Origin of the sequence: Agrobacterium sp. CNPSo 3708 (genome assembly GCF_028674915.1) — a bacterium.
Taxonomy (GTDB): Bacteria; Pseudomonadota; Alphaproteobacteria; order Rhizobiales; family Rhizobiaceae; genus Agrobacterium; species Agrobacterium cavarae.
The window spans coordinates 430,834-444,078 of the sequence record NZ_JAQZSF010000001.1 but is presented as its reverse complement, the minus strand read 5'-3'; the positions used below and the strand labels follow the sequence as shown (position 1 = coordinate 444,078).

At 58.2% G+C, this 13,245-nt stretch carries 13 protein-coding genes; 5 read left to right on the top strand and 8 right to left on the bottom strand.

Annotated elements, in window-relative coordinates; genetic code table 11:
• Positions 1–150: 150 nt before the first annotated feature.
• Together PVA19_RS02070 and mutM are read right to left on the bottom strand one after the other, a co-directional pair.
• Positions 151–924: an enoyl-CoA hydratase gene (locus tag PVA19_RS02070; protein WP_274100996.1), complete on the bottom strand. Its 774-nt coding sequence runs from the start codon at positions 922–924 to the stop codon at positions 151–153.
• Positions 925–941: 17 nt separating this feature from the next.
• Positions 942–1,844 (bottom strand): bifunctional DNA-formamidopyrimidine glycosylase/DNA-(apurinic or apyrimidinic site) lyase, encoded by a 903-nt coding sequence (mutM, locus tag PVA19_RS02065; protein ID WP_274100995.1) that lies wholly within the window; start codon positions 1,842–1,844, stop codon positions 942–944.
• Between the two features lie 201 nt (positions 1,845–2,045).
• Between mutM and ubiE the strand changes: the two genes are divergently transcribed.
• The 3 genes from ubiE (at position 2,046) to PVA19_RS02050 (ending at position 5,242) form a co-directional block, all read left to right on the top strand.
• Entirely contained in the window at positions 2,046–2,822 is a 777-nt protein-coding gene (gene ubiE / locus PVA19_RS02060) for a bifunctional demethylmenaquinone methyltransferase/2-methoxy-6-polyprenyl-1,4-benzoquinol methylase UbiE (protein WP_062427130.1), read from the top strand.
• A 35-nt stretch (positions 2,823–2,857) separates the two neighbouring features.
• The gene (ubiB, locus tag PVA19_RS02055; RefSeq protein WP_274100994.1) at positions 2,858–4,432 is read left to right on the top strand and encodes a 2-polyprenylphenol 6-hydroxylase; all 1,575 of its coding nucleotides are present in this window, start codon (positions 2,858–2,860) and stop codon (positions 4,430–4,432) included.
• A gap of 354 nt (positions 4,433–4,786) precedes the next feature.
• The gene (locus tag PVA19_RS02050) at positions 4,787–5,242 is read left to right on the top strand and encodes a hypothetical protein (RefSeq protein WP_274100993.1); all 456 of its coding nucleotides are present in this window, start codon (positions 4,787–4,789) and stop codon (positions 5,240–5,242) included.
• Positions 5,243–5,386: 144 nt separating this feature from the next.
• Here PVA19_RS02050 and hemW read toward each other — a convergent pair whose 3' ends face one another.
• From hemW to rph, 3 genes are read right to left on the bottom strand one after another with little or no spacing between them, the layout of a single operon-like run.
• Positions 5,387–6,601 (bottom strand): radical SAM family heme chaperone HemW, encoded by a 1,215-nt coding sequence (gene hemW / locus PVA19_RS02045; RefSeq protein WP_274100992.1) that lies wholly within the window; start codon positions 6,599–6,601, stop codon positions 5,387–5,389.
• 8 nt (positions 6,602–6,609) lie between these two features.
• Positions 6,610–7,254, bottom strand: a complete 645-nt coding sequence (gene rdgB, locus PVA19_RS02040; protein WP_113266336.1) for an RdgB/HAM1 family non-canonical purine NTP pyrophosphatase — start codon at positions 7,252–7,254, stop codon at positions 6,610–6,612.
• Between the two features lie 13 nt (positions 7,255–7,267).
• Positions 7,268–7,984: a ribonuclease PH gene (gene rph, locus PVA19_RS02035; protein WP_112520010.1), complete on the bottom strand. Its 717-nt coding sequence runs from the start codon at positions 7,982–7,984 to the stop codon at positions 7,268–7,270.
• A 166-nt stretch (positions 7,985–8,150) separates the two neighbouring features.
• Here rph and hrcA point away from each other — a divergent pair, with 166 nt between their 5' ends.
• Together hrcA and grpE are read left to right on the top strand one after the other, a co-directional pair.
• The gene (hrcA, locus tag PVA19_RS02030; protein ID WP_062443036.1) at positions 8,151–9,242 is read left to right on the top strand and encodes a heat-inducible transcriptional repressor HrcA; all 1,092 of its coding nucleotides are present in this window, start codon (positions 8,151–8,153) and stop codon (positions 9,240–9,242) included.
• Positions 9,243–9,393: 151 nt separating this feature from the next.
• Positions 9,394–10,026, top strand: a complete 633-nt coding sequence (gene grpE / locus PVA19_RS02025; protein ID WP_274100991.1) for a nucleotide exchange factor GrpE — start codon at positions 9,394–9,396, stop codon at positions 10,024–10,026.
• Positions 10,027–10,197: 171 nt separating this feature from the next.
• On the opposite strand, the gene ptsN is transcribed toward grpE, so the two are convergent.
• The 3 genes from ptsN to rpoN all read right to left on the bottom strand — a co-directional run bounded on the left by ptsN (position 10,198) and on the right by rpoN (position 13,069).
• On the bottom strand, positions 10,198–10,659 hold the full coding sequence (gene ptsN, locus PVA19_RS02020; RefSeq protein WP_062427309.1) for a PTS IIA-like nitrogen regulatory protein PtsN: 462 nt from the start codon (positions 10,657–10,659) through the stop codon (positions 10,198–10,200).
• A gap of 68 nt (positions 10,660–10,727) precedes the next feature.
• Complete coding sequence (gene hpf, locus PVA19_RS02015) at positions 10,728–11,303, bottom strand: ribosome hibernation-promoting factor, HPF/YfiA family (protein ID WP_062427124.1); 576 nt, start codon at positions 11,301–11,303, stop codon at positions 10,728–10,730.
• 224 nt (positions 11,304–11,527) lie between these two features.
• A complete protein-coding gene (gene rpoN / locus PVA19_RS02010; RefSeq protein ID WP_274100990.1) occupies positions 11,528–13,069 on the bottom strand; it encodes an RNA polymerase factor sigma-54 in 1,542 nt (513 codons plus the stop codon).
• Positions 13,070–13,245 lie beyond the last annotated feature (176 nt).

Sequence of the window (13,245 nt, the reverse complement as noted above, 5' to 3'; positions counted from 1 at the left end):
AAAATTGCGGGAGTAACTGGGACAAGCCGGATGACTTTCCCTAACCGTGGGCGGGCATATAACCCTAAAGCCGCTGCCCGTCAACGCGTTTTGCGTAAAAACACCGAGATTCCGACTCCCGGCAGACACCGGCTTGGCGGGTGCCGGCGCCTATTTGTTCTGGAACAGCGGCTTTCTCTTTTCGATGAATGCCTCCATACCTTCTTTCTGATCGTCCGTGGCAAAAAGCGACTGGAACAGGCGCCGCTCGAAGCGCAAACCCTCCGACAGCGAAACCTCGAAGGAGCGGTTGACGCTCTCCTTCGCCATCAGCACGGAGGCGCGAGACAGGGATGCAATCACGCTTGCGGCCTCGACAGCCTCGTCCAGCAGCTTTTCAGGAGTGACAACGCGCGAGACGAGACCGGCGCGCTCGGCTTCCGCGGCATCCATCTTGCGACCTGTCAGAACGAGGTCCATGGCCTTCGCCTTGCCGACCGCGCGGGTCAGCCTTTGCGAACCGCCCATGCCGGGAATGATACCCAGCGTGATTTCCGGCTGGCCGAACTTCGCCGTATCGGAGGCGATGATGAAATCGCACATCATGGCAAGTTCGCATCCTCCGCCGAGCGCGAAGCCAGAGACGGCGGCAATCACCGGCTTGCGGCTCGCCGCCACATCATCCCATCCTCCCAGAAAGTCGCCAAGATAAGCATCGACGAAATTGAGCGTACTCATCTCCTTGATATCGGCACCGGCGGCAAACGCCTTCTCCGATCCGGTAATGACGATGGCGCCAATGGAGTCATCTGATGAGAAGGCCGAGAGAATATGGCGTAGCTCTTTCAGCAGCGTGGAGTTCAGCGCGTTGAGCGCTTTCGGGCGGTTCAGCGTAACGACGCCGACGGCATCGCGCTTCTCGACAATGATCGTCTCGTAATCCATGGCTTTCTTCCTCTCCCTTATTTCTGGCAGGCGGCGCAATAGAATGTGGAGCGTCCGCTCTGCGTAATCCTCTCGACCGTACCCCGGCAATCGGGGAAGCGGCAAGCATGGCCTTCCCGATCATAGACCGAAAAGGAATGTTGGAAATATCCAAGCGAGCCGTCGGTCTGGATATGATCGCGCAGCGACGAGCCACCGGCTGCAATCGCATCGGCGATGACGTCGCGTATGTGCCGCGTCAACTCTTCCAGAGCAGGCTTCGGCTTTCCCTTTTTGGTGACAAGGGTCGATGCCGCGCGAAGCGGGGAGAGGTGGGAGCGCCACAGCGCTTCGCACACATAGATATTGCCAAGCCCCGCAATGAGTTTCTGGTCGAGCAGGGCACCTTTGAGCGGCTGCGTCTTTCCCTCAAACCGGCTGGCAAGGTAGTCGGCGCTCAGAGCATTTCCGGTCGGCTCGGGACCAAGACCGGCGAAGGCCGGATAGAGGTCGATATCGGCACGGCGCACCAGATGCATGAAGCCGAAACGGCGCGGGTCATTATAGATGACGCGTGTCTTGTCCGCGCCGCGCGTCAGATGAAAGATCACATGGTCGTGCTTGCCATCCTTGGAGCGCGGGTGGTGAAACTCGCCGGGCGTCTCACCGGATGTCTCGGCTTCATTCCCGCTTTCGATGCGGAAAGAACCGGACATGCCGAGATGCGAGACGATGGTCAGGCCATTGTCGAGTTCGATCAGCAAATACTTTGCCCGGCGCCCGAGCGACAGGATTTCGCGACCTTCCACGAGTTCGGCAAAGCCTTCCGGAAAGGGAAAACGTAAGTCCGGGCGCGTGAGGAGCAGTCGTTCGATCCGCGCGCCTTCCATAACGGGCGCTAAGCCGCGTCGAACGGTTTCCACTTCAGGCAATTCGGGCATGGCACTCTCTTCACGTCTGTTTATCGCGGCGACCTTGTGGTCTATAGACGGCACACATACATGTCGCGGGCCATATCTATGGTGCAACAGATAGCGTTGCAGAGCCGTTTCCGCTATGTGTTGGTTTAAAGAGTTAGAGTCCTTTGTGCGTCTTAAAGCACGCACGGTACTCTAGTTGTCATTGAGGAATGGAGACTGATCATGACCGAAGCCCGCACGACAGCCGAAGGCGGTATGGAAACCTCCTATGGCTTCCGTCAGGTCAATGAAGGCCAGAAGCAGGGCATGGTCAATGACGTCTTCCATAAGGTTGCCAAGCGCTATGACATCATGAATGACGTGATGTCGGCCGGTCTGCACCGGGTTTGGAAAGACGCCATGGTCGCCTCACTCTCGCCCCGCAAGGACCCATCTTACAAAGTTCTCGATGTGGCGGGCGGTACCGGCGATATTGCCTTCCGCATTGTCGAAGCCTCCAACCGTCTGGCGCATGCCACCGTTCTCGATATCAACGGCTCGATGCTCGGCGTCGGCGAGGAGCGGGCGGCCAAAAAAGGCCTAACAGAAAATCTGACCTTCGTCGAGGCCAATGCCGAAGAACTGCCCTTCGAGGCCAATAGCTTCGATGCCTACACGGTCGCCTTCGGCATCCGCAACGTGCCGCGCATCGATGTGGCGCTGTCGGAAGCCTATCGCGTGCTGAAGCGTGGCGGACGTCTTCTGGTGCTGGAATTTTCCGAAGTGGAAATGCCGCTGCTCGACAAGGTCTATGACGCATGGTCCTTCAACGCCATTCCGCAATTCGGTAAGATGATCACCGGCGACGCCGAGCCCTACCAGTATCTGGTCGAGTCGATCCGTAAATTTCCACGGCAGGATGATTTTGCCGCCATGATCCGGACCGCGGGTTTCTCGCGCGTCAGCTACACCAACTATACCGGCGGAATTGCCGCGCTGCATTCTGGCTGGAAACTCTGATCGATGGCATTTCCAGGACATAGCAGGGCATTCGCATGAGCACGCTTGGCGCATATTTTCGACTCGCCAAGGTTGGCTGGGTTCTCGTCCGCGAGGGTGTGGTCCTGGCGCTGCCCGACGAGGGGCTGCCCGCTTCTGCGAAATTCGTCAAGGGCATGCTGAAGCCGCTGGCGCGCAACAAGGCGTTGAGAAGTGAGCGCAGCGATCGACTCTCGAAGGCGGTCAGCCGTCTTGGCCCGTCCTATGTCAAGATGGGTCAGTTCCTGGCGACCCGGCCAGATGTGGTTGGCGCGGACTTTGCCGAAGATCTGGCCGGTCTGCAGGACCGCATGGATTTCTTTCCCGTTGCTGCCGCCAAGGCCAACATCGAAGGCTCGCTCGGACGTCCGATCTCTGAGCTTTACGTAGAATTCGGCGATCCGATAGCCGCAGCCTCCATCGCGCAGGTGCACCCCGCCGTCATCGACACGCCATCAGGGCGCAAGAAGGTGGCGGTCAAGGTTATTCGCCCCGGTGTGCGCCAGCGATTCCAGGACGATCTGGAAGCCATGTATCTGGTGGCCGATCTGCAACAGCGTTTCGTTCGCTCCGCCCGGCGTCTGCGGCCCGTCGAAGTCACCAAGACGCTGGAGCAGACCACCAAGATCGAGATGGACCTTCGCCTCGAGGCGGCGGCTCTTTCCGAGCTTGCCGAAAACACCAAGAGTGACCCAGGCTTTCGTGTGCCGGAAGTGGACTGGGAACGCACCGGTCGCGACGTCGTCACCATGGAATGGATCGACGGCATCAAGATGTCGGATACGGATGCGCTGAAGGCGGCCGGTCACGACCTCAATGCGCTCGCCGATACGCTGATCCAGTCCTTCCTGCGCCACACGCTGCGCGACGGCTTCTTCCATGCAGACATGCATCCCGGAAACCTTTTCGTTGATCCGACGGGTATCATCGTCGCAGTCGACATGGGAATTGCAGGACGGCTTGGCAAAAAGGAACGTCGCTTCCTGGCGGAAATCCTCTATGGCTTCATCACGCGCGATTATATGCGCGTGGCTGAAGTGCATTTCGAAGCGGGCTACGTACCGGCCCACCATGACATGGCAAGCTTCGCCCAGGCGATCCGCGCCATCGGCGAGCCGATCCATGGCCAACCGGCCGAAACCATTTCCATGGGCAAGCTCCTGACGCTGCTTTTCGAAGTCACCGAACTCTTCGACATGGAAACGCGCCCCGAACTGGTCATGCTGCAAAAGACCATGGTCGTCGTCGAAGGCGTCTCACGTATCCTCAACCCGCGCTTCAATATGTGGAAGGCCGCAGACCCCGTCGTCAGCGGCTGGATCCGCGACAATCTCGGGCCAAAGCGTATCGTCACCGATCTGAAGGACGGCGTGAAGGCAGCGATCAAGCTGGCGGAAGCGGCACCCGAGATCGCGGCCAAAACCGAAAAGCTGCATTCCGAACTGATGTATATGAGCGAAAACGGCCTGCGCTTCGACGAACGCACGGCCGAAGCCATCGGCAGGTCAGAAGCCCGTCACACGCGCTGGGGGCGCCTGGCACTCTGGGTGATTGCGGTGACGCTGATCTATATCGCTTTCAGGATCAGTTGAGGCGGCTAAGAAACACGATGGAAGCATCTCAGCGGCCAATTCTACAGCGCGATCGTTCTCCCAATTGACGATGCATTAAAGTCGTTCGGCGACTGCGGTCCCCCCGGTTGTGTTTAGCGACAGGCGGAGCAGTTTAACTTGAAGCTAGTTCGCCACTCGATCCAATGACTTGAGGATTAGCCAAACTCTCAGGTTGGGGGCGGAGACTTAGGTCCGGGCCTGGTCTTTTCTGGTGTAATCGAACCATAAACAAATTGCTGTGTAATCCGCGATGTGGGCTTCCTGCAGCACCAGTCGAAGACTTGCTGGTTGTGTGAGCCCTGTGACAGCTAGTTCAATGTTTTAGGTGATGAGTTGATCAAACCAGAGAAGCTTTTCGATGCCTACGAGCCGGGCGGTGAGGATATCGCCTTATCTGGTCTTCCGTTCTTCTACGTCTCGGTGTTTGATCATTGGCTAACCGAGGACGAGGCCGAAGTCTGCAGAATATTCACGTATGAACAGGCGAGGGACAATGAGGCTCTGCACATATATGAAGCCGGTGAGCGCAGTTTCCTGAGTTTTTACGAGACGTTAAGAGTGTTGTCTGGAGTTTTGGCAAATCCTGAGCGCGTCAGCGTGCGCAGCGCGGGGGAAGATATGGAGGCAATATTTATCCGTAGCTTAAGAGAGCAAAGTCTGATGGACATCTGTTTTACTGATCTCAATCTCAGAGCCGTTGGGGGATTTGATCGCACTGACTTAATGATTTTCGGCGATACCACTCATGTGGCCAAGGTAGAGGCTTTAGCGCGCGATGCTGGGCTTTAGGTTCTGCGATAACGCAGTCTGCCAAAGGCTCAGGTTGCCCTCCAAGACAGTCCGTTTCGCGTACTTAAAGGCCTCTATGCGCGGGACATTTTGAAAATCGCGGCGCGCGATTCTCTGGCTGGAGCGTGCCGTGTAGCGCTTGTCTCAAGCGAGATCGGCAACCACCGAATCCAGGATCAGCATGCCGGATGGCGTGCAGCGGACGCGCGAATTTCCGAGCCGCTCGATGAAGCCGTGTTCCAGTAAAACCGCCTCGCGATCCGGGTCCAGATCGCGGCCCGAGAACTCGCTCCAGCGGGCGAGATCGACGCCTTCGCGAAGCCGCAGTCCCATCAAAAGCAACTCGTCGGCCTGTTCGTCACGCCCCAGCGTTTCCTGATCCACCATGCCGTGCCCATCGCGCTCCACGGCTTGCAGCCATGTTTCGGGGTGACGCTCGGTCGCGGTTGCCAGTTTGGCGCCGCCCTTGGTCAGACGCCCATGGGCGCCGGGGCCGATACCGGCATAGTCGCCGTAGCGCCAATAGGTGAGGTTGTGACGGCTCTCAGCACCCGGGCGGGCATGGTTGGAAACCTCATAGGCCGGAAGCCCATGGCGCGCGGTGATCTCCTGCGTCGCCTCGTAGAGCACAGCCGACTGTTCGCCATCGGGAACGATCAGCTTGCCTGCCTTGTGGAGACCGTAGAATGCCGTGCCTTCCTCGATCGTCAACTGGTAGAGCGACAGGTGATCGACCGCATAGGAGATGGCCTCTTCAAGTTCCTTCTCCCACTCTTCCACCGTCTGATTGGGGCGGGCATAGATGAGATCGAAGGACATGCGGGGGAAGATTTCGCGCGCCAGCCGGATAGCCTTTAGCGCATCGGCCACATCATGCAGGCGTCCGAGGAACTTCAGATCCCGGTCATTCAGCGCTTGTACGCCCATGGAGACGCGATTGACGCCGGCGGCCCTGTAGCCACGAAAGCGTTCCGCTTCCACGCTGGATGGATTGGCCTCCATGGTGATCTCGATGCCGTCCGGCACGCGCCAATAACGGGCGATACCATCGAGGATGGCGCCGACCGTCTGCGGGTCCATCAGCGACGGCGTGCCGCCGCCCATGAAAATGCTGGTGACGACCTTCGGGCCGCTCAACTGCCGCATCGTTTCCATTTCGCGCAGGAAGGCGGCAACGAACCGCTCCTGATCCACCGGCTGATGGCGGACATGGCTGTTGAAATCGCAATAGGGACACTTGGCCGCGCAGAAGGGCCAGTGAACATAGATGCCGAAGCCGGGTTCACCCGTATCCGGCAAAAGGTCCGCATATCCGGACAGATGGGCGCCGGGCGCAGAAGAAAGGCCGCTCCCGGTCATCGTGTTGCTCATGCCTCCAGGCAGGTTTCGACGAAGGTTTTGAAAGCGCGTGCGCGGTGCGACAGCGCTGTCGCATCGCCCTGGCGCCAGCCATGCTTTTCGTCGGAAGTCATTTCGCCAAAGCTGGTTGTGTAGCCTTCTGGCTGGAAGATCGGATCGTAGCCGAAACCGCTCGTGCCGCGTGGCGGCCAGACGATCGTGCCTTCCACTTCACCGCGGAAAAACTCGGTATGGCCGTCCGGCCAGGCCAGGCAAAGAACGCTGACGAATCGGCCGGTGCGCTGCTCCGGTGTCGTCGCGCCACGCTCCTGAAGCGCGTTTTCCACCTTTTGCATCGCCATGGCGAAATCGCGTGTGCCGTTGCCGGTTTCCGCCCAGTCCGCAGTGTAGACGCCCGGCGCGCCGTCCAGCGCGTCGATCACCAGACCCGAATCGTCGGAGAGCGCCGGCATGCCGGATGCCTTGGCCGAAGCGAGCGCCTTGATCGCCGCATTCTCTTCGAAGGTCGTGCCGGTTTCAGCCGGCTCTTCGAAATTCAGCTCGGCGGCCGATTTTGCCGAAAAGCCGAGAGGGCCGATCAGGTCGGCGATCTCTGCGATCTTGCCCTTGTTGTGGCTGGCAACGACGATGGTTCTGGTATCAAGCTTGCGCATGGTCTTGTCCCGTTCAGGCGATTGCCTGCTTCTGCATCTCGACGAGTTCCGCACAGCCAGCCTTGGCAAGGCCAAGCAGGGTCAGGAATTCTTCTTCCGAGAATGGCTTACCCTCGGCGGTGCCCTGAATCTCGACGATGCCGCCAGAGCCGGTGATGACGAAGTTGGCGTCGGTCTCCGCAGAGGAATCTTCCAGGTAATCGAGATCGATCACTGGCTGATTGGCGAAGATGCCGCAGGAGATGGCGGCGATATGGTCCTTCAGAACCTTTTCGACCTTCAGCATGTTGCGGCTTTCCATCCACTTCAGACAGTCGTGAAGGGCAATCCAGGCACCGGTGATGGAAGCGGTGCGCGTACCACCATCGGCCTGGATGACGTCGCAGTCGATGCTGATCTGGCGTTCGCCAAGCGCTTGCAGATCAACGACTGCGCGCAGCGAACGGCCGATCAGGCGCTGGATTTCCTGCGTTCTGCCGCCTTGCTTGCCGGACGCTGCTTCGCGCTTCATGCGCTCGTTGGTGGAGCGGGGAAGCATGCCATATTCAGCTGTAACCCAGCCCTTGCCACTGTTGCGCAGCCATGGCGGCGTCTTTTCCTCGAGGCTGGCGGTGACCAGAACATGCGTATCGCCGAACTTGACGAGACAGGAGCCTTCGGCGTGCTTGGAGAAGTTGCGCTCGAAGGATACCTTACGCATCTGGTCGGTTTTTCTGCCTGAGGGCCGCATATCGTTTCTCTCCGTCTCTTAACTTCCCGCCTTCTAAGGTCAGGGCGACGCTTTTGCAAAGGAAAAGCGGAAGAGCAGGGCTTAGAGCCGAATTTCCGTTTTCACTTGGAAGACCGAGTGACTATATTCAAGACAGTCGAAAACAGCTTGGGGAAGAACGAGCGGCATGGGCATAACTCCTCCCATTGGCAAAGAGCCAGGTGCGCTTCTGGACGATCGCTCACGCGAAATCTTCAGGCGCATTGTGGAAGGCTATCTGGAGACGGGCGAACCGCTCGGTTCGCGTAGTCTCTCTCGCCTGCTTCCCATGTCGCTTTCGCCCGCATCTGTGCGTAACGTCATGAGCGATCTGGAGGAGCTCGGCCTCATCTATTCGCCGCATGTCAGCGCTGGCCGCCTGCCGACCCAGACCGGGCTTCGCTTCTTCGTCGATGCCTTCATGCAGGTGGGCGAACTGCCAGAGGCAGAGCGCGCCAATATCGACCGGCATATCGGCCCGATCTCCGGGCGCGAACAGTCTCTCGAAGGCCTGCTGTATGAAGCAAGCAGCATGCTCTCCGGCATGTCGCGCGGGGCAGGGCTGGTGCTGACCGCCAAGAACGATGCCGTCCTCAAACATGTGGAGTTCATCCGGCTGGAGCCGACCAAGGCGCTCGCCGTTCTGGTCGGCGACCATAACCAGGTCGAAAACCGCATCATCGAGCTGCCGGCCGGCATTACGTCATCGCAATTGACCGAGGCTGCCAACTTCATCAATGCGCATCTCGGCGGCCAGACCTTGCCGGAACTGCGAAGCCAGATAGCCCGACAGAAGAACGAGCTTCAAAGCGCGCTGAGCACGCTGGCTCAGGATCTGGTCGAGCGGGGGCTTGCCGTCTGGTCCGGCGACAATGAGGAAGGCAAGCTTGGGCGTCTGATCGTGCGCGGCCGCTCCAACCTTCTCGAGGGTCTGGCAGGCGAAGAAGATATCGACCGCGTTCGTCTTCTCTTCGACGATCTGGAGCGCAAGGAAAACCTGATCGAGATCCTCAATCTGGCAGAGACAGGATCCGGGGTCAGGATTTTCATCGGCTCGGAAAATAAGTTGTTTTCCCTGTCGGGCTCATCGCTGATCGTTGCACCCTACAAGGACGACGAGAACCGGGTCGTCGGCGCTGTCGGGGTGATCGGCCCGACGCGGCTGAATTATTCCCGCATCGTGCCGATGGTGGATTACACCGCCCAGATCATGGCGCGGCTTTCAACCAAGCGACGTTAGAGCGTTTCCATTTGAAAAGGAAACGGTCTAACCGCGCAGGTCGCTTGAAAAACCGTTCCTTTTTCCCGTAAGCCTTGATTTTTGCATGGCAAAGCTCGATATCGGGCTCAATCATTGCAAGCCACAATACACATGTAATTTGGAGAACGTCATGACTGACACCAACAAGACCGGACCTGACGCAGGCGCTGCCGACGAAGCAGTGGAAGCGACCACGGCGGAGAATGCGGTGCCGGAGCAGGCAGAACCCGATCCGATCGATGTGCTGAAGGCGGAAAACGCCGATCTTCGCGACAAATTCTTGCGTCTGGCCGCTGAGATGGACAATCTTCGCCGTCGCACCGAACGCGAGGTCAAGGATGCAAAGGCCTATTCCGTGGCCGGCTTCGCGCGTGACATGCTGGCCGTCTCCGACAATCTTCGCCGCGCGCTCGACACCATTCCCGAAGAGCTGAAGGCAAGTGCGGAAGCCAATATCAAGGGCCTGATCGAAGGCGTCGATATGACAGAGCGCTCCATGCTCTCCGCACTTGAGCGTCACGGCGTGAAGAAGATCGATGCCGAGGGTGAGAAGTTCGATCCGAACTTCCACCAGGCCATGTTCGAAATTCCCAACACCACCGTGCCGAACAACACTGTCGTCCAAGTGGTGCAGGCTGGCTTCACCATCGGCGAGCGCGTTCTGCGTCCAGCCATGGTCGGCGTGGCCAAGGGTGGCCCAAAGGTTGAAGCGCCGGCAGGTGCTGAGCCCGGCACGAGCGGTTTCAACGAGAAAGACGCCTGAGCGCCTTCTTCGTCTTCATCTGATCAATAGCAAAAGCTTCGGCCCGAAAATCGGTCTCGATTTTCGGAAAGCACGATGCGTCGATTCAAAAAGGTAAAGCGCCGTGCGTCCAATAGGACGCACGGCGCTTTAAACGTCGGGGCTATGATCGCGTGAAACCAAACTTGGCGTTCAGGCCGCGTTCACCTGCTCCTGGTTAAGAAAGGTGTAGATCGCCGTATCGGAATCAGTCGCGCGCAATTTCGCCACCAGTTCCGGGTCGCGCAGAACGCGGGCAATCCGCGACAGGGCTTTCAGGTGGTCGGCGCCAGCACCTTCCGGCGCGAGCAGAAGAAACACAAGATCGACCGGCTGGTCGTCGAGTGCTTCGAAGTCGACGGGTGTTTCCAGACGCGCGAAGACGCCGGTAATGGAGGAAATGCTGCTGAGCTTTCCGTGAGGAATGGCAATGCCGTGACCGACGCCGGTGGAGCCGAGCCGCTCACGCTGCAAGATGACGTCGAATACGTCCCGCTCGGAAACCCCGGTGATACGGGATGCCTTTGCTGCCAGTTCCTGAAGGAGTTGCTTCTTGGAATTGACCTTTAGCGCGGGAATAATCGCATCTTGGTGCAGCAAATCTGCCAATGCCATTTCTTTTTCCTTCATGCCATCGAGACGAACCGGAAGACGCTTGAGGGCGCCTTCCGGGTCCTTAGACTTCAGCTCTTGATCATCGCCGCGTCGACCCAGCCGATGTTTCCATCGTTGCGACGGTAGACGATGTTGAGTTCTTTCGACGGGCTGCGGAACAGCAGAACTGGCTCATCGGTCATATCGAGAGCCATGACTGCGCTTGCAACCGTCATGGTTTTGATCTGTTTGGAAGTCTCGGCCACGATTGTTGGCGCGAAATCTTCTGCGATTTCCTCATCCTCATCCGGGACTGCATCCATCACCCGGTAGGCGACTTCCTCATCGATCCCCTTGGAAGCTGAACCGTTATGGTGATCCTTGAGCCTGCGCTTGTAACGACGCAGGCGCTTTTCAATGCGCTCTGCCGCCGCGTCGAAGCTGGCTTGCGGATCGTTGGCCTGTCCTGCCGCGTGCAGAACAACCCCAGTATCGAGGTGGATCTTGCAATCCGCAGCAAAAAGCTGGCCGGATTTCGCGACCGTCACCTGGCCGGAATACCCCCCATCGAAGTATTTGGTAACGGCTTGGCTTATATTGTCCTCGATCTTTTGACGGAAAGACTCGCCCACATCCATATGTTTACCAGATACACGCACACTCATGGAATTTTTCCTTTTTCAGTGATTTGCGTATACCAGCTTACGTCAAGCTGAGCGCTCATCCAAGCGTTTCGCGACCTCTTTCGTGCCTTTGCAGACGAATGCCGCTGCCCCTTGAATGCAATTCCCTCTTCAGACCCCCGCCTTGTCTGCGGCGAGCTTCTAGCCTTGTCGGCTAGGCAAGTCAATTGTCAATCTTAAGTATTTGTAAACTATAATAAAAGGGCTCAAGCCGAGGCCATGCGGGCCATCGCCTTTTTCTCCCGACGGCGCTGTACGGAGGAGGGGATGTTCATTGCTTCACGATATTTTGCGACAGTCCGTCGCGCCAGATCGATGCCACTTTTTTTCAGCTGATCGACGATATCGTCGTCGGACAGAACCGAGCTGGGCGCTTCCTGCGCGATCATCGTGCGGATGCGATGACGAACCGCTTCTGCCGAGTGATTGTCGCCACCCTCCGACGAGCCGATGGAGACGCTGAAGAAATATTTGAGTTCGAAGACGCCACGCGGCGTCAGCATGTATTTGCGCGATGTGACGCGGCTGACCGTCGATTCATGCATCTTGATGGCATCGGCGACCTGTTTCAGATTGAGGGGGCGCAAGTGATCCACGCCATGCAGCAGAAACGCATCCTGCTGCCGGACGATTTCGCTCGCCACCTTCATGATCGTCCTCGCCCGCTGATCGAGGCTGCGCGTCAGCCAGTTGGCCGTCTGCATGCAGGTGGAGAGGAATTCGCCGTCTTCCCCCGCGCGCGGTTTCAGCTTGGACACTTCCGTGAAATAGCTGTGATTGACCAGCACGCGCGGCAGAGTCTCCGGGTTGAGGTCGATCAGCCAGCTTCCATCGGTGGAGGGATGGACGATGATGTCCGGTATGATGGTCTCGCATGAACCCGTCTCGAAGCCAGCACCGGGACGTGGATTGAGACCACGGATCTCGCTCAGCATGTCGAGAAGGTCATCCTCATCGACGCCGCAAAGCTTTTTCAGCGTGGCAAAATCGCGCTTGGCCAGAAGATCGAGGTTGCCGACGAAAGCATGCATCGCCGGATCCAGCCGATCTCTCTGTTGCAGCTGGATCGACAGGCATTCGCTGAGTGAGCGAGCGAAGACACCAGGCGGATCAAAGCTCTGCAGGATGCGCAAGATCGCCTCGACGTCCTTTTCCGGACGTCCCAGCCGCTCTGACACATCGCTAACGGCGTCAGCGGAGATATAGCCGGTCTCGTCGAGATGATCGAGCAGAGCGTCGGCTGTCATGATGTCGGTGAGACCGGTGACCGAGAACGGCACCTGCTGTGCAATGTGGTCGCGCAAGCTCGGTTTGCGCGCAACGAAATCATCGAGATCGTAGTCGTCGCCAGCCTCGGCGCCGGGCATGGATTTCCATTGGCCGAGAAGCTCCGGCGCGTCGGCCTTGCGTCCGCTCTCATCATCCGGAAACACATTGCTGAAATTGGTGTCCAGCGCCTCGTTGAGAACAGGGGCGTCGTCGCCGTACCATTCCGCCGTCTCGCTCGTATGGGATGGTTCAATACCATCTGAAGCTTGCGAACTCGTGGTGTCGTCGCTGCCGAATGTTTCGCCAGGATCGCTGTCATTTGCCGCAATTTCGAGCAGAGGATTCTTTTCGACTTCCTGGGCGATGAAGCTGACCAACTCGATATGCGTCATCTGAAGCAGCTGGATCGACTGCATCAGCTGCGGAGTCATCACAAGTGACTGATTTTGACGCAGCAACAGGCTGGCTGACAAGGCCATGGCGGACACTCGACTCCCAAACACGCCCCCATTTTGCAGAAAATTTTTGTTGTTCGGCAAAACAAGGAGAACTTGGCCCAAAAATTGCTTTTTATTTGGGTTTGGTCAAGGTCAAGAGTGAGGTGCAGAGCAAGATTCTTTGACGGGAATGCTGTGATATCATCACCTTCCCGTTA

Bases quoted from the DNA above. Each gene is read 5' to 3' on its own strand.
- ubiB (WP_274100994.1), top strand. From the start codon at position 2,858: ATGAGCACGCTTGGCGCATATTTTCGACTCGCCAAGGTTGGCTGGGTT.
- ubiE (WP_062427130.1), top strand. From the start codon at position 2,046: ATGACCGAAGCCCGCACGACAGCCGAAGGCGGTATGGAAACCTCCTAT.
- hpf (WP_062427124.1), bottom strand. From the start codon at position 11,303: ATGAGTGTGCGTGTATCTGGTAAACATATGGATGTGGGCGAGTCTTTC.
- ptsN (WP_062427309.1), bottom strand. From the start codon at position 10,659: ATGGCATTGGCAGATTTGCTGCACCAAGATGCGATTATTCCCGCGCTA.
- rpoN (WP_274100990.1), bottom strand. From the start codon at position 13,069: ATGGCCTTGTCAGCCAGCCTGTTGCTGCGTCAAAATCAGTCACTTGTG.
- rdgB (WP_113266336.1), bottom strand. From the start codon at position 7,254: ATGCGCAAGCTTGATACCAGAACCATCGTCGTTGCCAGCCACAACAAG.
- grpE (WP_274100991.1), top strand. From the start codon at position 9,394: ATGACTGACACCAACAAGACCGGACCTGACGCAGGCGCTGCCGACGAA.
- hemW (WP_274100992.1), bottom strand. From the start codon at position 6,601: ATGACCGGGAGCGGCCTTTCTTCTGCGCCCGGCGCCCATCTGTCCGGA.
- mutM (WP_274100995.1), bottom strand. From the start codon at position 1,844: ATGCCCGAATTGCCTGAAGTGGAAACCGTTCGACGCGGCTTAGCGCCC.
- PVA19_RS02070 (WP_274100996.1), bottom strand. From the start codon at position 924: ATGGATTACGAGACGATCATTGTCGAGAAGCGCGATGCCGTCGGCGTC.
- rph (WP_112520010.1), bottom strand. From the start codon at position 7,984: ATGCGGCCCTCAGGCAGAAAAACCGACCAGATGCGTAAGGTATCCTTC.
- hrcA (WP_062443036.1), top strand. From the start codon at position 8,151: ATGGGCATAACTCCTCCCATTGGCAAAGAGCCAGGTGCGCTTCTGGAC.